Source organism: Pseudomonas sp. WS 5010, from assembly GCF_012985565.1.
GTDB lineage: Bacteria > Pseudomonadota > Gammaproteobacteria > Pseudomonadales > Pseudomonadaceae > Aquipseudomonas.
Genome location: NZ_JAAQWQ010000001.1, coordinates 537,457 through 555,087, shown reverse-complemented (window position 1 = coordinate 555,087; position 17,631 = coordinate 537,457). Strand labels below are relative to the sequence as shown.

The 17,631-nt window shown below is 63.0% G+C and carries 14 protein-coding genes; 1 reads left to right on the top strand and 13 read right to left on the bottom strand.

All coding sequences use genetic code 11. The features are described 5' to 3' along the window. Positions 1 to 90: 90 nt before the first annotated feature. Together HBO11_RS02685 and HBO11_RS02680 are read right to left on the bottom strand one after the other, a co-directional pair. Positions 91 to 1,434, bottom strand: a complete 1,344-nt coding sequence (locus tag HBO11_RS02685; protein ID WP_169956078.1) for a sensor histidine kinase — start codon at positions 1,432 to 1,434, stop codon at positions 91 to 93. Continuing rightward, entirely contained in the window at positions 1,434 to 2,156 is a 723-nt protein-coding gene (locus tag HBO11_RS02680) for a response regulator transcription factor (RefSeq protein ID WP_169956075.1), read from the bottom strand. The genes HBO11_RS02685 and HBO11_RS02680 overlap by 1 nt, the downstream gene beginning before the upstream one ends. Positions 2,157 to 2,434: 278 nt before the next feature. Between HBO11_RS02680 and HBO11_RS02675 the strand changes: the two genes are divergently transcribed. After that, on the top strand, positions 2,435 to 3,508 hold the full coding sequence (locus tag HBO11_RS02675; protein WP_169956074.1) for an L-dopachrome tautomerase-related protein: 1,074 nt from the start codon (positions 2,435 to 2,437) through the stop codon (positions 3,506 to 3,508). Between the two features lie 13 nt (positions 3,509 to 3,521). Here HBO11_RS02675 and HBO11_RS02670 read toward each other — a convergent pair whose 3' ends face one another. From HBO11_RS02670 to HBO11_RS02620, 11 genes are all read right to left on the bottom strand, one after another. Beyond that, complete coding sequence (locus HBO11_RS02670) at positions 3,522 to 3,881, bottom strand: hypothetical protein (RefSeq protein ID WP_169955973.1); 360 nt, start codon at positions 3,879 to 3,881, stop codon at positions 3,522 to 3,524. 106 nt (positions 3,882 to 3,987) lie between these two features. Next, entirely contained in the window at positions 3,988 to 4,317 is a 330-nt protein-coding gene (locus tag HBO11_RS02665) for a DUF2388 domain-containing protein (RefSeq protein ID WP_169956072.1), read from the bottom strand. Between the two features lie 119 nt (positions 4,318 to 4,436). Then, entirely contained in the window at positions 4,437 to 5,510 is a 1,074-nt protein-coding gene (locus HBO11_RS02660; protein WP_169956070.1) for a class I SAM-dependent methyltransferase, read from the bottom strand. 45 nt (positions 5,511 to 5,555) lie between these two features. Continuing rightward, complete coding sequence (locus HBO11_RS02655; RefSeq protein WP_169956068.1) at positions 5,556 to 7,004, bottom strand: adenylosuccinate lyase family protein; 1,449 nt, start codon at positions 7,002 to 7,004, stop codon at positions 5,556 to 5,558. Further along, entirely contained in the window at positions 7,004 to 8,437 is a 1,434-nt protein-coding gene (gene purB / locus HBO11_RS02650; RefSeq protein WP_169956066.1) for an adenylosuccinate lyase, read from the bottom strand. The genes HBO11_RS02655 and purB overlap by 1 nt, the downstream gene beginning before the upstream one ends. Positions 8,438 to 8,466: 29 nt before the next feature. Further along, positions 8,467 to 9,453 carry an HOASN domain-containing protein gene (locus tag HBO11_RS02645; protein ID WP_169956064.1) on the bottom strand — a complete coding sequence of 329 codons (987 nt, stop codon included), beginning with the start codon at positions 9,451 to 9,453 and terminating at the stop codon, positions 8,467 to 8,469. Between the two features lie 39 nt (positions 9,454 to 9,492). After that, complete coding sequence (locus HBO11_RS02640; RefSeq protein ID WP_169956062.1) at positions 9,493 to 10,488, bottom strand: HOASN domain-containing protein; 996 nt, start codon at positions 10,486 to 10,488, stop codon at positions 9,493 to 9,495. A 178-nt stretch (positions 10,489 to 10,666) separates the two neighbouring features. Then, entirely contained in the window at positions 10,667 to 11,509 is an 843-nt protein-coding gene (locus HBO11_RS02635) for a hypothetical protein (RefSeq protein WP_169956060.1), read from the bottom strand. 107 nt (positions 11,510 to 11,616) lie between these two features. After that, on the bottom strand, positions 11,617 to 13,068 hold the full coding sequence (locus HBO11_RS02630) for an efflux transporter outer membrane subunit (protein WP_169956058.1): 1,452 nt from the start codon (positions 13,066 to 13,068) through the stop codon (positions 11,617 to 11,619). Beyond that, positions 13,065 to 16,241 (bottom strand): efflux RND transporter permease subunit, encoded by a 3,177-nt coding sequence (locus tag HBO11_RS02625; RefSeq protein WP_169956056.1) that lies wholly within the window; start codon positions 16,239 to 16,241, stop codon positions 13,065 to 13,067. The genes HBO11_RS02630 and HBO11_RS02625 overlap by 4 nt, the downstream gene beginning before the upstream one ends. After that, positions 16,238 to 17,404: an efflux RND transporter periplasmic adaptor subunit gene (locus HBO11_RS02620; RefSeq protein WP_169956054.1), complete on the bottom strand. Its 1,167-nt coding sequence runs from the start codon at positions 17,402 to 17,404 to the stop codon at positions 16,238 to 16,240. The genes HBO11_RS02625 and HBO11_RS02620 overlap by 4 nt, the downstream gene beginning before the upstream one ends. Positions 17,405 to 17,631: the final 227 nt, after the last annotated feature.

Below are 17,631 nucleotides of genomic sequence, written 5' to 3'. Positions count from 1 at the left end.
CTCCGAAACGTCAAGCCCACCGATAGCGGTAGGCCAGCAAAGATCGCAGATGATAATCAGATGCAATTGCGAGTAAAGAACATTAACTTTCTAAACATTTGCCGCCGCCACCCGCAGGTTCATGCGCAAACCCTGCGTGCCGTGGCTGGCCCATAGCTGCCCGCCCTGCAACTGGAGGGCGCGGCGGGCAATGCTCAAGCCCAGGCCAAAGCCAGTGCCGGGTGCGCCGTCCAGGCGCAGGTAGGGTTCAAAAATCCGCTCCAGATCGGCTTCATCGACGCCCGGGCCCTGGTCCTCGACGGTCAACAGCCACGTATCCCCTTCACGCTCGCCGCTCAAGCGGATGACGCCCCCTGGAGGTGAATGGCGGATCGCGTTGCGCAAGACGTTTTCCAGGGCCTGGGCGAAACTGTTGAGATGGACCCTGATTTCACAATCACCGCCGACTTCGCACACCAGCGCCTGCAATGGCCAGTCCGTTTCGAAATGCGCGTCCTGCACCAGCGCTTCCCACACCGAGGCCACCCGCACGTCCTCAGACTGCAACCGGGGCTTTTCGGTATCCAGCCAGGCCAGGTTGAGGGAGTCATCCACCAGGCGCCGCATCTCCTCGACTTCCCGCGCCAGCCGTTGCTCCAACTGCTGGCGCGCCAGGCCGCTTTCGCTGGCGATTTTCAAACGGGCCAAGGGCGTGCGGATTTCATGGGACAGGGTGCGCAGCAGTTGGCGTTGCTGCTGCAGGCTCTGGCGCAGGCGTTCGGCCATGTGCTCGTAGGCTCGCGCCAACTCACCCAGCTCATCGCCGCGTCGGGTCACCGAACTGCTGGCCAGCGGCGCCAGGTCACCGGCACTCAGGGCGTTCGCGCGCTCGCGCAATTCGTTCAATGGCAACACCAGGTGGCGATACAGCAACAGCCCCAGGCCCAAGGCCAACACCACCGGCACCACGCCGTGGGTAAACAGGTGCGTCCAAGGCGTGAGCCCCGGTGGCAGCAAGCGCTCGGGCAACTGCATGACCAAACGGCCGCGCTCCGGGTGCTGGGGGAAGGCGATGCTGACATAGGGCAGTTCATCCTCCAGACGCTTGCTCATGGGCCAACTGGGCTTGCGCATAAAGGTCAGGTGACTGACTTCGGCCGCCGTCAGCGGTTGGGTGCCGAGGCTTTGCAGGAACGGATCGAGCACACCGACCCAGGTCTGCTCGCGCTGTTGCAGGGCGAGTCGCCATTGCTCCACGGCCCGGGCATCGCCGGTGGCGGCCACCTCTTCGGCCTGGGCGGCGTAGGCACTCAGGGCATCGCGGTCGGGTTGTTCAAGAAAGTAAGTACTGCGCTCGACCTGCAAGCCCCAGCCCCACACCAACCACACCAGCAGCAGGCAGAAACACACTTGCAGCAGTGCCATTTTCCACAGCAGTGGGTGCCGGCGCTGCATTAGCTCAAGCCTTCGCACAGCAACACATACCCCTGATGCCGCACCGCTTCGATGCGCACCCCTTGCAGGTTGATCGCCGCGAGCTTGCGCCGCACATTGCACACATGCACATCCAGGCCGCGATCCAGCCGGGTATAGGCGCGGTGCAACACATGCTGGTACAGGAACGCCTTGGACAAGGGTTCGCCGGCGTGTTCATGCAGGGTGCACAGCAAGCGGAACTCCGAACCGGTCAGGCCTGCCGGGCAGCCGTTGAACATGAGATCCCGGGCGCCTGCATCCAGGTCCAGCAATGGCGGCCTGCTGGCGGGTGCGCCGCGATCAAGTGCCACACGCCGCAGCAACGCGTCGATACGCACATCCAGTTCGGCGAGGCTGAAAGGCTTGGGCAGGTAGTCGTCCGCGCCCTGGCTGAAACCGGTGATGCGATCCTGCTCGGCGCCCAGTGCCGACATCAGAATCACCGGCGTACCCCGCTCGCTGCGCAAGCGCGCCAGTACTTTCAGGCCGTTTTCGTTGGGCAGCATGATATCCAGCAGGACCAGCTCGACCGCTGGATCCAGGGCCATGCTCAAGCCTTCATCGCCACGATGAGCACTGCTCAAAATGAAGCCGCGCCGGCTCAGATGGCTACAAAGGTGGGCGCACAGTTCGACGTCATCCTCGATGACCAGGATGCGTGCGGAAGAAGATGGTTTAGGTAGTGGATGATAACTGTTCACAATTAGGCCAGTTTCTCATCCGGAGAAACATTGCGCAACGAACGTTGCGTGTTGAGCTGCTTGGGCGCGGATTATCAATAATTTGAAGAAACTGAATCCGTGGAACCTGGGCTTTTTCAGCTAAACACCAACAATCAAGCTATCTCCTCGTTAGGTCACTTCACCGGATGCAGGAGAATCATCATGTCCAAAGCCACCGTCAGCCAGTTCATGCACACCCTCCATCAACGTCTCACCGAGTTGTGGGATACCTGTGCCCGCGCAGGGGGCGCTCGCTCATGACCCGCTTGCTGCTGGGCGCCGCCATGCTGGCACTGCTTGCCGGGTGCGCCACCGTCAAACAGCCCGAGCTGGACGTTGCGGTCCAAAGCTCCGGGCAGATCTGGAACGCCGTAGCGCACTACAGCGGCCGCACGTTTCTCTCTGGGCCACGCTGGACCGGGACCCAGGGGCCACAACTGACGGCAATCGACCAAAATGGCCAGCGCGCTGCCTATCCAAGCGGTGCCTGGAACAGCTGGGCACCAGGGCGGGATGCTGCCAACGTCTTCGTGAACATCAATGCCCTGCGCCTGGAAGGCGACAAACTGTGGGTCGTGGACACCGGCTCGCCCGAGTTCGGCGGCAACCCCGTCAGCCAGGGTGCGAAACTGGTGTGTATCGACCTGCGTACCAACCAGGTGGTTCGCACCTACTTCTTCGGGCCGGATATCGCCATAGCGGGCAGCTACGTGGATGACGTCCGCTTCAGCGCCGGTAAGGCCTTCCTCACCGATGCGGGCAATGCCGGCATTATTGTCGTCGACCTGGAGACCGGCGCGGCCCGGCGCGTGCTGGACCAACACGCCTCAGTGGTCGCCCGGCCTGACCGGGACTTGATCCTCAGCAACCAGGTGGTCAAGGCCCCCGACGGCCAACCCCTGCGCGTCAACGCCGACCCGCTGGAAGTCAGCATTGACGGCGTCTGGCTGTATTACGGCGCGCTGCAAGGCCCGTGGTTCAAGGTGCGGATCCAAGACCTTACGAACCCGGCCCTGCCCCCGGAACAACTGGCTGCACGGGTGGAGTTCTTTGCCGACATCCCGGCAACCGGCGGGTCGGTCATGGATGCACAGGGCAACCTGTACTTTTCCGACCTGGCCCACGACGCCATGCGGGTACGCCGACCTGACGGACAGATCGACACCCTGATCGTGGACGAGCGCCTGCATTGGGTTGATGCGCCCTTCCTGGACAAGGATGGGACGTTGTGGCTACCCACCCCACAGATGGACCGGGTAGCGCTGTTCAACAAGGGTAAATCCCTGGTGCAGTGGCCAGTGGCGGTTTATCGCTTATCGACACAGCGCTGATCGCCTAGCGCTTTCACATCCCTTTCACAGTCGGGCGCCTAGGGTGGTCCCAGCTCCTAGTGAAACCCTTTAAGCCCGCACTCCCCATCGCGGGCTTTTCTTTGTCTGTAGGGTTTGGCTGAAAGCTGGGTGAACCGTCGCCGGCATGGGCCAGCCTGGCGGTGACTACCTCGCTGTAGATTGCACAAAACTCACCGATCACCATCAACCCTAGCGCAAAAACTCCGAGTAGTTCTTTGGACATATCAAAAACTCCTTCGTATTCAGCGCAATGTTTTTCAGCTCCCAGCGCGCGATGCCGCTCACCAGGGAGTTGTTGCAGTGATACGAAGCAGCCTTGAACAGGCCTGGAATTACCGAAGTGCTTTTCCATGCCCATGTCCTTCAACGGGTGTGAGTCGGCGCAGCCCTAACAAAGGACGGCTGGCTCAGCGATCATACGTTCCGTTGAACGGCGTGAACAACCAGCACTAGAGCGCCTATAGCGGTGAAGCTGCAATCGCCAGGGCCAGTTGTGCGTCGGACATCAGCGGTGGCGTGTAGGTCGAGCGGTAAAACCTGCACGCCTGCTCGAACTGTGCTCCACGGATCTCGCCATCGGAGCCGATGAACGCCAGGGCATCGCTTTTGGATGATTTGAAAAGCTCTGGAATGTATGAAGTTCCTGCGGTGGCACCCGAGGTAATCACGAAGGGCGCTACCGAGGTGAGCATAAGCGCCCCCTGGAACGGGTTGTTGTTTTCCGCGGCTACCGCCAGATTGCCAACCGATGCCAGGAGGACGATTGCCAGGGATTTGCGCAAATGCATGGGTGATTGCTTCCTTGCGTTCAGAGGGGCGCCACGATAACAGAGTTGGGCCATCCACCACGCAGGTGTCGCAGGAGCATGCCCGGGAACGTGTACGACACGCCCCCGGGCATGCTAGGTCACGGCTTGAGTTCAAACAACGCCGGCATCGGCGGCCATTCGGAAGGCACCTTGCGAAAGTGGCTGAACCCGGCGGCTTGCGCCATCTGCCGTGCGCGCTTCTCGCCCATGAACGCCCCCAGCCCTGCCCCGCCGTGGGACAGTGAACAGGTCATGCAGTACAGGGTGCTCTGCGGGTACATCACTCGACCGAACAGGTTCATGTTCTCGTGAAGCTCATCGGACAGGTTGAGCTCAACCATCAGGTAGGTGCCGTCTTCGGCCGTCGCTGCGCGCAGGTCCTTGAGCATCTGCTGGGGATCGGTGGCATCGTGGATCACCACAAAGGTGGTCACAAAGTCGAATTGCTGGCCTCGCAGGGCATCCGAATCGTTCACTTCAAATTGCACCCGGTCACCGACCCCGGCGGCCTTGGCGTTGGCACGTGCCAGTTCGATGGAAGGCAGGTGGAAGTCGCAGCCGACAATACGGGCCTCGGGGTACGCCTTGGCCATGGTGATCGCCGCCAGGCCAGCACCACAGCCGAAATCCAGCACGCTGCCGCCGGTCTTGAGTTTTTCTTCAACGCCGTCCAGGGAGGGAATCCAGTGTTGGACCAGGTAGTGCTTGTACCAAGGCATGGTCATGCGTTCCATGCCTTTCCAGGTTTCCAGCGGAAACGCCTCTTCGGCGCAACCACCGCCATGGCGAAAGGCTTCGATGACCTTGGGCGCCATGCTCACGAACGGCACACTCAGCTGGATGATCCCCCCGGCAAAATACGGCGAGTCTTCGTCGGCGAGTACCGGCACAAACTCGGCGGGCATCTGGTAGCGGCGGGTTTGCGCGTCGTACGTCACATAATTGCCGGTAACCATGCTGCCCAGCCATTCGCGCAAATAGCGTTGGTTGTAGCCACTCTTTTGCGCCAGTTGCTCCAGGGTCACGGCCTCGCCGTCGGCCAGTGTCTTGAACAAGCCAAGCTGGTCGCCGATGTAGAGCATCGCACCGCGCAGCGTGTTGCCGTAATCCTCCATGATCCGTGCGGAAAACTGCTGGACCTTGGCTTTATCAACTTCCATAACGTTTGACATCTGTCTCTCCTTGATAAGATTGCAAGCCTTCTCAGTAAGCAATAGTCAGCGGGCCGTCACGTTGGACAGCACGTTATCGACAATGCGTTCGGACATCCCCAGATGGCTTCGGGGCTCGAACAGCCGCGCCAGGACGCCTGCATCCATGACAGCGACAACCCGGGCATCGGCCTCGATCGCCGTGCGGATCGACACGTGATCGCGCTGGCTCGCCTGGGACACTTCGAAGATGATCTGGTAGGCACTGCTCTTGCCGAGCTTGCGGGCCATTTCGAACACCACGGCTTCGGTGCAGATCGCATCGCCATAGGCCTGGGCGGTGCATTCCATCTTCTTGACGTTAACGGTCAGCCCGTCGATGGTCTCGGTCAGGATCGAGAGTGCCATCAACGCATAGTGCGAAACGTCCGCCACCGCACACCATTCCAGGCGTGTGCCACGGTAATCGCGCTCGTGTTCGAGGATCATCGCATCCAGCGCCAGCATGACCTGGGCCTTGGCCAACCGCGCCAGGACCACGACCTGCTCGCAGCCTTCGGGGTTGCGCTTGTGGGGCATGGTGCTGCTGCCAATTTGCTGGTCGCTCCAGCCCACTTCAACTTCGCCGATTTCCCAGCGATTGAGCGTGCGGATTTCGTCGGCCACGCGGGCCAGCGATGCCGTGACCATGGCCAAGGTGCTGACGAACTCTGCGACACGGTCTCGGGACACATGCCATCCCGCCAGGGGCACTTGCAGCGACAAGCGCTGCGCGAAGCGCTCAAGCATAGGCATCGCGTGCGGACCAAACGCTGCCATCGTGCCGACCCCACCAAACAGCTGCACCACCAGTACTCGCTGGCGGGCCTCGGCCAGGCGCTGGCGGTGGCGCAACAGTTCGTCGATCCAGCCGGCGACCTTGAGTCCGAAGGTGGTCGGCAACGCAGGGATCGAATGGGTCCTGGCGACCATCAGCGAATCACGGTGCGCATCGGCCAGCGTCGACAGTTTGCCCAGCAAGGTCTCCAGGGCCAGGTCCATCGCGTCGAGGACGTCGCGCATTTCCAGGGACTGGGCGGTGTCCTGGATGTCCTGGGTGGTGGCGCCGTAGTGCACGAATTCACGGGCACTCGGGCTGCAGTTTTTTTGCAGGGCGCTCAGCAATGGCATCAGCGAATGGCCGGTGGCAGCCACGCCCTCGGCCAGCTGGCGCACATTGATACCCGACAGCAAGGCGGCTTTTTCGATTTCCAGGGCCGCCTCGCGCGGGATGATATTGACATCGGCCTGGGCCATGGCCAGCGCGGCTTCCACATCCAGCCAGCGCTGCAAGCGGCAGTGACTGCAGAAAATCTTGCGGCTCTGCGGGCCGGCATAGCCTGAGCCATGGGTTTTCGAGTCGAGAATGTGGCTGTGTTCGTGGCGGCATTGCTCGCCGTCATGACCAAGGCCGAGGTGTTCCGAACGTGCGGTGCAAGACGCACGGGCTGCCATTTCCATCGTTTGCGAATCCATCACATACCCTCCATCGCGTACTGGGGCTGACCGGGGTTTCCTTGGGTTGCCATCACCGCTTCAAGGCCTTCGCTTGAACAGCGGGGTATTGCTTTGTTCGCCACCAGGTCGACCATCTGTGCTGCAAGCCCGGTGTAAGTGGTCGGGTCAAGCAGGTCGTCGAGCGCTTGGCGGGTAAAACAGCCGTGCAGACGCTTGTCGTTGAGCAGGGCCTGGCGAAAAGAAGCGCCCGCGCCCTGGGCCTGCTGGGCGATTTCGTGGACCAGGTGATGGGCCGTCTGCTTGCCCAAGCGAGGCGCCAGCGCGAGCATCACCCGTTCCGACAGGATCAGCCCGCCCAGCAAATCCAGGTTGCTGCGCATGCGCGCTTCGCGTACATCCAGCCCGGCCAGCAGCACGCCCTCCATACGGGCGAGCAAGGCACCGGCGTAGATGAACAGCTCCGGCAAGGCCGCCCATTCGATGCGCCACGTGGTGCCGTCGCGTTCATGCAGTTGGAACGCCGCATCGGTCAGCGCGAGCATCTGTGCGCGCACCAGCCGCGAAAGCGCGCTGATCAGATCCACCGTCGACGGGTTTTGCTTGTGGGGCATGGTGCTGCTGCCCACCTGCCCTGCCCGGCGGCCTTCGCGCACTTCATCAATCTCGGTGCGCTGCAGGTGGTAGATCTCATTGGCGACCCGGCCCAAGGTCGCCGAAGCCTGGACCAGCAGCCAGGCCGCCTCCAGGATCCGGTCGCGGGCGCTGTGCCAACTGCTCAACGGCGCCCCCAGGCCAAGGCTTTCCAGGGTCCGGCGCTGCACCTCAAGCCCCTGTGGGCCAAACGCCGCCAGGGTGCCCACCGCGCCGGTCAGGTTGCCCACCATTACCCGGGCATAGGCCTCATCGAAGCGCTCAAGGTGTCGATCGATTTCATCGACCCACACCGCGACCTTGTAGCCGAACGTAGTGGGCAGCGCTTGCTGCCCGTGGGTCCTGGCGACCATCGGAGTGTGCTTGTGCCGCAGGGCGAGCGTGAGCAAATGCCCACGAATCCCCCGCAGGCGCTGCAACACCAGGCCCCAGGCATCGCGGACCTGCAAGATAAGCCCGGTGTCGAGGATGTCCTGAGTGGTCACGCCGTAATGCACGTACTCACCCAAGCCATCGGCACACAAGGCCTCCAGGGCGCGAATGGTCGGCACCAGGATGTGCCCGGTTTCCATGCTCTCGCGACCCAAGGCGTCAAGGTCGAGCAGCTCCACACTGGCCACCCGGGCGATTTCCCGTGCCGCTTCGTGGGGGATGATGCCCATCTGCGCCTGGGTCGCCGCCAGCGCGGTTTCAACATCGAGCCACTTCTGCACCTGATTGGTATCAGAGAAGATCGCGGCAAATTCCGGGGACGAGTAAGCGCCCCCGTGGATACGGGACTCTGTTATATGACTCGGCATGTCTGGGTACTCGCGTTGTCCAGGGAGGGCTACTTAACGCGCTGCACGTGTGCCCAGACAGCGTCGTAATAAGCCCTCTCGAGCCGGAAATGCTGGGCCAGGGAGGTCAGGAATGAATTCTGGAACGCGAGGTCCGGAATACGCCGTGAGATCAGCGCCCACTCACGCTTGGCCCGCGGCGGGACCAGGCTGATATGCACCTCGTAGTACTCCGCGTCGTCCTGGCTCAGGCCAGCGTTGCGCAAGGCGTTGTACAGCTTGCCGTGATTGCCGGGGACCACCAGTTCGGTGATGTAGAACACCGCCAGGCCCCAGCCGACATCCGGGTTGCGAAAGCATCGGGCCCGGTTGTTCAGGTAGGCGACTTCCTCGGGCATGGTCGAGATGGCCTCGAAATCGGCAGACAAGCCCACGGCGCCGAGGAGCTTGGCCAACAGCCGGGGGTGGGAGCGCTGCTCGTCCTCTTCGCCCAGCTCGCCGTACAGGTAACGGCCAAGCGCGGCCGCCTCGTCCACGTCGGTCAGGTTGACCAGCAGGTCTGCGGCATCGCGGTACAGGCGGAAGGTGCGGAACCACTGGTGATGCAGGAACACCTGCAGTTGATCACGGGAGGCCTTGCCTTCAAATATGTACTGCGACATCGGGTGGTTTTCCCGCGACTGCGCGGCGATCTCTTCTTCCAGGCGCTGCTGGAAACCGGCTTCGGACAGGGGCGATGCCAGGTCCGCAGACGGCATGAAGCGCTCTTGCACGCTATAGATGGCATTGGCCAGCCAGCGCCGGGTCGAGGCTGTCGCAACGTCATCGCTCAGCGACAGGATGTACAACAGTTGCTGGCACTGCGCGGCGTTCGCAGCATCGCCCTGGTGGCCCGATTCACACAGGGCGCGCAGCATATTGGCAGCGATTTCGATGCGGTTGAACGTCGCATCGGGTTTGAGCGCCTCGGCCAACAGGCGGGCTTCAGCGGTGTGAATATTCTGCAATTGCGGCAACGAGAAATTACGTGGGCTCATCATGTGCTCCATTTTTTTGTTCTGGGGTCGCTGGGAGGATCACGCGGACAGGCGTTGTGCCTGCATCTGCTGCCACAGGCTGTCGAAGTAGGCCTTGTTGATCTCGAAGTGACGCTTGAGCGCACGCATGAACGTGCGCTGGAAGCCGTCATCGCTGGCGAACTTGGCAATCAGAGCCCACATTTCCTCGGTATCGATCTCATCCTGGGTGCCGTGCAGGCGGTGGAATTCACTAGGCCCCTCTGGCACATCGAGGCGCTGCAACAGCTCATAGATGCGCCGATGGTTGACGCAACTGACCGACTCGACGGCGTACAGCAGCGCCAGTCCCCAGGCCACATCGGTGTGGCGCACACAACGAATGCGATTGTTCAGGTAGGCCTTTTCCAGGGGATGCAGTGCCGGGAAATCGATTGCCAACGGAATATCGAAATACTCCATGAGGTGGGCCAGCATCGCCGGGTGCGAGCGCTCAGGTGTCTCCGCCCCCGCTTCGCCGTAGAGGTTGCGGTAAAACACCGAGGCGTCCTCGATGGCTTCGAAGCGAAAGGCCAGTTCCGCCAACAGGCTGTAGAAGTTGTAGGAGCGGGTCCAGTGGTGTTCCAGGAAGAAACGCACGTCTTGCGCAGGCGGCGTGCCCTGGAACAGGTGCAGCGACATGGGGTGGTTGACCCGGCTGCGAGCGGCGATTTCAGCGTCGACCTGCTTGCGGAACTCATCCACCGGCAGCGCGGTGAAACTTGGCAGGTCGGCGGCGAACTCATCTTCGACGCGGTACACCTCACTGGCCATCCAGCGCCGGGTCGGCTCGGTGCGCGGATCGCCGGGAATGTGCAGTTGCAGCAGTGCTGACTGGTAGTGGGCGTAGGCGCCGGTGTCTCCCGACAGGCCTTGGCGGGTCAGGGCGAGCAGCGCGTCCAGCGCGCCAGTGACTTGGGCGTATTGCGCGCCGGGCTTTAAAGCATCAGCCATCAGCGCCGAAGCGTTGTTGCACTGATGGGCGTCCGAGCGTTGTTGCAGGGTAGCAGTATCCATTGATAACCCCTTGATCCTTGTTTTTATGATTTTTTGCGTACTCGAAAAAAAAGCCTAAAGGTTCCTCCAGTGGCAAGGTCAATACCTGTAGGACAATTCTTTTTAATAGAGTTGAAACAGCCAGCATCCATTGGTGATTCACTCGCCGATGGCTGACCAACGGCGAGGTGAACAGGCTTCAGGACGCCGCGGGAACCGTCACAAGAAATGGCACGGTACGAATCTGGTCGCCGCCCTTGAATTGAATCCACAGGGCGTAAGGGCCCGCATGCGCAGGTTTGGCATGCAGCATCAACTGCGCCGACACCGCGCCTGGCTCGCCATGCCCGGCGTGGGCGGCCTGCCCTGGCATTGGCGCCGCCATGGCATGCGCGTGCACGTAGTCCAGCTCATCGGTACTGACGAACACCGCATGGGCCGCCACCCCCAGGTAGGTGTCCAGGTCCTGGGCCGGCTTGCCATCCTTGAGCACCGTCAGCGACATCATGCTTTCGCTGCCGGCACGCAGGGCCGAAGTGTCCAACTTGACCGTGTAGGGCCCATCGCTACCCTGCTCCGGTTTGGCCGGCGCCTGGGCTACCGCCTCGGTGGCGCCCTGCACCGGCACCTCGAAGCGCACCACCTGCTGGCCGAGCCCGCTCGGTACGGCATCGGCATAGACGTAATAGGTGCCCGGCCGAGGAAACTTCATCGCGACCTTGAAGCGACCGTCAGCGCCCAGCTTGGCCGCATGCTCATGGATAAAGCTGGTGAAATGGCTGTCGGTCGCCAGCACATGAAGGCGCTGGGTCAGTTCTTCGTCAAACTGCACGATCGGTTGCCCGGTGGCCTTGTCGGTAAAGGCGATCGACAACTCACGTGTCAGCGGCCCGGTTTCCTTGACGATCAGCGCTCCCACGGCCTTTTCACTCTCGCCGGGCAAGGCGAACGTGCCTTTGATGCTTTCCTGGGCAGCCATCGACGGCATTGCCGCCGCGCCTAGCACCGCCAGGCCAACGGTCAGAACCTGCTTGGTATCCATATGGGTGACTCCTCATTCGATAAATGGTGGCCTGCGCCAGGAAATCTGCCGCCTAGCCGTCCTTCGCCGAACACCGCAAGCACAGCGCTTGCGTACAACAACGGCGTCTAACGCAGCGCCGCAGCGCCGCTGCACACCTGCCCCGCCTGCTCGCAGATCTGCCAGCCACCGCCGAGCGCCTTGTAGATGCCGACCACCGCCAAGCGCTGCTCGGTGCGCGCCACGGTCAGTGCGCGGCGGCTGGTGAAGTCCGCGCGCTCTGCCTCCAGTACGTCCAGGTACACCCCCTCACCGTCCGTGAAGCGCGTGCGGGCCAACCTCGCCGCCTCGCGATTGGCCGCGGCCTCCAGCAGTCGCAGGCCCAGGGTGCTGCCCGCCGCACTGTTGGCCTGGAACGCGTCATCGGTTTCCTGCAGGGCGCGTAATACGGTCTGGTCGTAGCTGATTAATGCCGCCTGGGTGCGCGCCTCGCTGGCGGCAATCCGCGCACGTACGCGCCCAGTGTCCAGCAGCGACCAGCGAATGACTGGTGCAATAAAGTTCGACTGCATGCCCGAATCGCCCAAGGCGCCGAGGCTTCCGGCCAGCAGGCCGATGGAGCCCTGCACCTGGATGTCCGGATACAGACCGGCTGTTTCCACGCCGATCTGCGCGGTCTCGGCCGCCAGCACACGTTCGGCTGCGGCGATATCGGCGCGCCGGGCCAGCAAGCCGGCCGGGTCGCCCACCTGCAGGGTGCGCAGGTTCAAGGTCTCACGACCGGGCCTGGCCTGCGGTGGCTTGAACCCTTGCGGCGCCTGCCCCAGCAAGACCGCCAGTGCATTGGTAGTGGTTGCGCGACGCCGCTCAAGGCCGGGGGCGACCGCCTCGACATTGCGCAGCAAGGCCTCGGCTCGCAGCCGATCGAACTCGGTGGCGGCCCCCACACTGACCAAGTGCTCCACCAGGCCCAGGCTGTCGCGCTGGCTTTGACTGATGTCAGCCACCACCGCCTGCTCGGCTTCAACCCCTTGCAGCTCGAACCAGGTCGCGGCAACCGTGGCGGCAACGCTCGCCTGTACGCTGCGCAGCAACGCCTGGCGCGAGCCCGCCTGGGCCTGCGCGGCCTCCACCGAGCGCCGGACGCGGCCAAACAAGTCGATTTCCCAGGCGGCATCCAGCGCTGCGCGCGTGGTTTCAAGGGAGCGCTGCTGGCCGGACGGCGTCTCGACTTCGCTGCGCTGTCGGTGCTCATACCCTAACGCGGCACCGCCGCTGGGCAAGAAGCCCTGGCGGCTCTCGCGCAGCATCGCCTTGGCTTCGTCGAGCCGCGCGGTGGCGATGCCGATATCGTGGTTGGCCGCCAGCGCCTGCTGGATCAGTTGGCTGAGGGCCGGCTCATCGAACACACGCCACCACTGCACCTCGACCTCGCCCGTACCGAGACCAGCGATGGGTGCGCCGAAGCTCGCCGGCCGTTGCGCGGCAGGCAGCACCGGCGCGGAATAATCGGGCCCGACTGCGGTGCAGCCAGTCACCAGGAGCGACGACAACAGAAACGCTTGATAGGCCAATCTCATGACGCGCTCTCCTCCAATTGCAGCTTGGGACTCGCGCCCTTGCGCTGCAAACGCAGGGCAAGGCTGCGCATCACCACATAGAACACCGGCGTCAGGAACAGACCGAACAGCGTCACCCCCAGCATCCCGGCAAACACCGCAACCCCCATGGCATGGCGCATCTCGGCCCCGGCTCCGCTGGCAAATACCAGCGGCACCACGCCAGCGATGAACGCCAGCGAGGTCATCAGGATCGGCCGCAAGCGCAGTTGGCACGCGTGGATAACCGCTTCCAGCGGGCTGGCGCCTTCGGCTTCAAGGCTGCGGGCAAACTCGACAATCAGGATCGCGTTTTTCGCCGCCAGCCCCACCAGCACCACCAACCCGATCTGCACGAACACGTTGTTGTCGCCGTCCACCAACCAGACACCAATGATCGCGCTGAACAGACACATGGGCACAATCAGCAAGACCGCCAGGGGCAGCAGCCAGCTGTTGTACTGCGCGGCCAGGATCAGGTAGGCCAGCAACACACACAGCGGGAAAATAAACAGGGCCGATGACCCGGCGAGCTTTTGCTGGTAGGTCAAGTCCGTCCATTCAAAGGTCACGCCCTCGGGCAGCACCTCCTGCGCCAGGCGCTCCATGAGCGCGACGGCCTGCCCCGAACTGACCCCCGGCATCGCTCCGCCGGAGATGTCGGCCGAGGGGTAGCCGTTGTAGTGAATCACCCGATCGGGTCCGGAACTCGGTGTGACGGTGACAAACGCCGACAACGGCAGCATGTCCCCGGCCGCGTTGCGCACCTGCAGGCGGCCGATGGCTTCGGCCTGCATGCGGTGGTCCGCGTCGGCCTGGGCCGTCACCTTGTAGGTGCGGCCGAAACGGTTGAAGTCGTTGACATACAGCGAACCGAGGTAGACCTGCAAGGACTCGAACACATCCGCCAGCCGCACCCCCTGGCTCTTGACCTGGGTGCGGTCGATATCGACATTCAACTGAGGCGCGTTGACGTCAAGGCTGGTCATCAACCCGGCGACCTGGCCCGACTCGGTGGCTTTGGTCATCAGTACCTGGGTCTGCTGCACCAGAGCCTGGAGCCCGACCCCGCCACGGTCCTCGACCTGCAGCTTGAAGCCACCGGTCACGCCAAGGCCGGGCACCGGCGGCGGTGGGAATACGCCGAGGAAACCGTCGGGAATGTTCGCGAACTTGGCTTGCAGGCGCCCGGCGATGGCAACCGCCGCCATGTCCGCAGAGGTACGCTCTTTGAACGGATCAAGCATGATGAACATCACGGCGGCATTCGGTACGTTAACGAAGCCGTTGACCGACAACCCAGGGAATGCCACCACGCTTTCGACCCCTGGTTCATCCAGGGCGATTTTCGACATTTGCCGCACCACTGCGTCGGTACGATCCAGGGAGGCCGCGTTGGGCAATTGGGCGATGCCTACCAGGTAGTACTTGTCTTGCATCGGTACGAAGCCCGCCGGTACAGCACTGAAGCCGAACCAGGTCAGCGCCAGCAACCCACCATAAACCAACAGCGCCACGCCGCGACGGCCCACCACCTTGCGCACCGTGTTGCCATACGCCTGCGGTGCCCGCTGGAACGGCCGGCTCAGCACCTGCACCATGTGCGCGGCGCGACCGCGCAGGCTACGCGGATCATGTACCACGGCGGCACCGCGCGGGCGCAGCAACAGTCCGGCGAGTGCCGGGCTGAGGGTCAGGGAGTTGACCGCCGACAGGATCGTGGAAATCGCGATGGTCAGCGCGAACTGCCGATAAAACTCACCTTGCAAGCCACTGAGGAAGGCCGTGGGGATGAACACCGCAGCCAGTACCGAGGTGATCGCAATGATCGGCCCGGTCACCTCGCCCATCGCTCGTCGCGCAGCCTGCGTCGGCTCCTCGCCGTTCTCGATATGCCGCTCGACGTTCTCCACCACCACGATTGCATCGTCGACCACGATCCCGATGGACAGCACCAGGCCGAACAACGACAGGGTATTGAGGGAAAAGCCCATCAGATGCATGACCGCAAAGGTGCCGATAATCGACACCGGCACGGCCATCAACGGGATCAGGGATGCGCGCCAGTTACGCAGGAACACCACCACCACCAGGACCACCAGCAGGATCGCTTCCATCAGGGTGATGGCCACTGACTCCAGCGATGCACGCACAAACACTGTCGGGTCATAGGCAATCCGCGACACCATCCCCTCGGGGAAGTTGGCCTCCAGGCGCTGCATGGTATCGCGCACCGCCTGCGCCACATCGAGCGCGTTGGCGCCCGGGCTCTGGATGATCTGCAAGGCAACGGCCGGCTCGCCATCCAACAGGCTGCGCAACGCGTACGCATCGGCGCCCATTTCCACACGGGCCACATCGCGCAGGCGCGTCACCTGGCCGTTATCGCCGGTGCGGATGATGATGTCGCCAAACTGCTCCTCGTCCGTCAGGCGCCCGAGGGTATTGACCGTGACCTGGAATGCCGCACTGGAGTCAGGCGCCTGGCCGACCGAGCCGGCCGCCACTTGCACGTTCTGCTCACGCACGGCGCTGATCACGTCGCCTGCGGTCAAGCCACGGGCGGCGATCAGGTCCGGGTCGAGCCACAGACGCATGCTGTACTCGCCCGCACCCCACACCAGCACGTCGTTGATCCCCGGAATCCGCGACAGCTCATCGCGCACCTGGAGGTAGGCATAGTTGGAGATATAGAGCGGGTCATAACGTTGGTCAGGCGACAGCAGGTGGACCACCATGAGGATGTCCGGGGAGGTCTTCTGCGTGACCACGCCGAGGCGCTGTACCTCTTCGGGCAAACGCGGCAGGGCCCGCGAGACGCGGTTTTGCACCTGGATCTGCGCCATGTCCGCGTTGGTGCCCTGGGCAAAGGTTGCGGTCAGGATCATGCGGCCATCGGTCGCCGATTGCGACGTCATGTACAGCATGCCCTCGACCCCGGTGATCACCTGCTCAAGTGGCGCCGCCACCGTCTCGGCGATCACCTGGGGGTTGGCGCCCGGATAGGATGCGGTCACTTGCACGGTGGGCGGCGTCACGGCGGGGTATTCGCTGAGCGGCAAATGAAAGAAGGCCACGATGCCAGCGATCATCATCAACACCGACAGCACGATGGCGAAGATCGGCCGGTCAATGAAAAAGCGTGGGAAGCTCATTGCACGCCCCCCATGACCAGCGGTGCATCCAACGGCGCGCCGTCGATGTTGGCGGCCAGCGGCGTCACCTGCATGCCGGGGCGCACCAGCCCCTTGACCACAATGCGCTCACCCGGCTGCAGGCCCTGCTCAATCACCCGCAGGCCGTTGGCCATCGGCCCCAGCTCGACGGGGCGGTATTCGGTCTTGTCGCCTGCGCCGACCACCAATACATAGCGGCGACCCTGGTCAGTGCCGATGGAGTGGTCGGCCACCAACACCCGGGGTTGTGGCGCGCCGGTGTCCAGCTTGACCTTGGCGAACAGCCCCGGCGTCAGGCGCCCGTCGGGGTTATCGACCACTGCACGCGCACGCACTGTGCCGGTCTTGCGGTCGGCCGCATTCGCCAGGAAGTCCACCCGCCCGGCCCGCGCATAGTTTGCGTCGTTAAGCATCGCCACCATGACCTTGGCGGCCTTTTCCCCCTTGGACGCGGCATCCTCCCGAGTCGCGGCGAGCGAGCGCAGGTAGGTGCGTTCATCGACATCGAAATACACATGCAACGGGTCAATGGAGACGATCGTCGTCAGCGGCGTCACCCCACGGGTGACGTAGTTGCCCTCCGTGACCAGGGCACGATCCACGCGACCGCTGATGGGCGCGGTGACACGGGTGTAACTCAAATCCAGTTGGGCGGCGTCCAGCGCTGCCCTGGCGGCATCAACCTGGGCCCTGCCGGCGTTCAGCGAAGCAATGGCAGTGTCGAGCCGATCACGCGCCACCACTTTTTTGGCGAACAGTTGCTCGGCTCGGCCATGCTCGGCCTGGGCCAGCAATGCGTTGGCCTGCGCCTCACGCAAGCGCCCCTTGGCAGCGTTCAGCGCGGCCTGGAATTCACGTGGGTCGATCACAAACAAAAGACTGCCCTTGGCCACGGATTGGCCTTCGGGCACGCTGACCTGTTGCAGGTAACCACTGACACGCGGGCGCAGCTCAACCTGCTCAATCGCGGTCAAGGAACCGGTGTATTCGACAAACGGAGTCACCGGCTGCGCAACCACCTCGGCCACCGGCACACCAGGTGGCTTGGCGGCATCAGCCACAGGCGCGCTCTCATTACAGCCACCCAACGTGAACACGACAGCTATCGCCACGGCGCCCAGGGTTATTCGCTTGCCGTACATCGTGTACCTCCTTGTAATTTTCAGGACAAACCAACACTTGAGGTTTTATCCGGCTTGCCATGAGGGGAAGGTCAAGTGTTATGAAAATGACAGGTGGGGTTTGTTTGAGGCTTGAGCGTGCGGGGTGATTTTCGAGCACATGCAATCTCGGGTGCGCGGCTGCGGGAGCTAGACGCAGATCGATGAGAGATATCTGACGCGCGCGCTCAAGGAGGATCGGGAGGAGG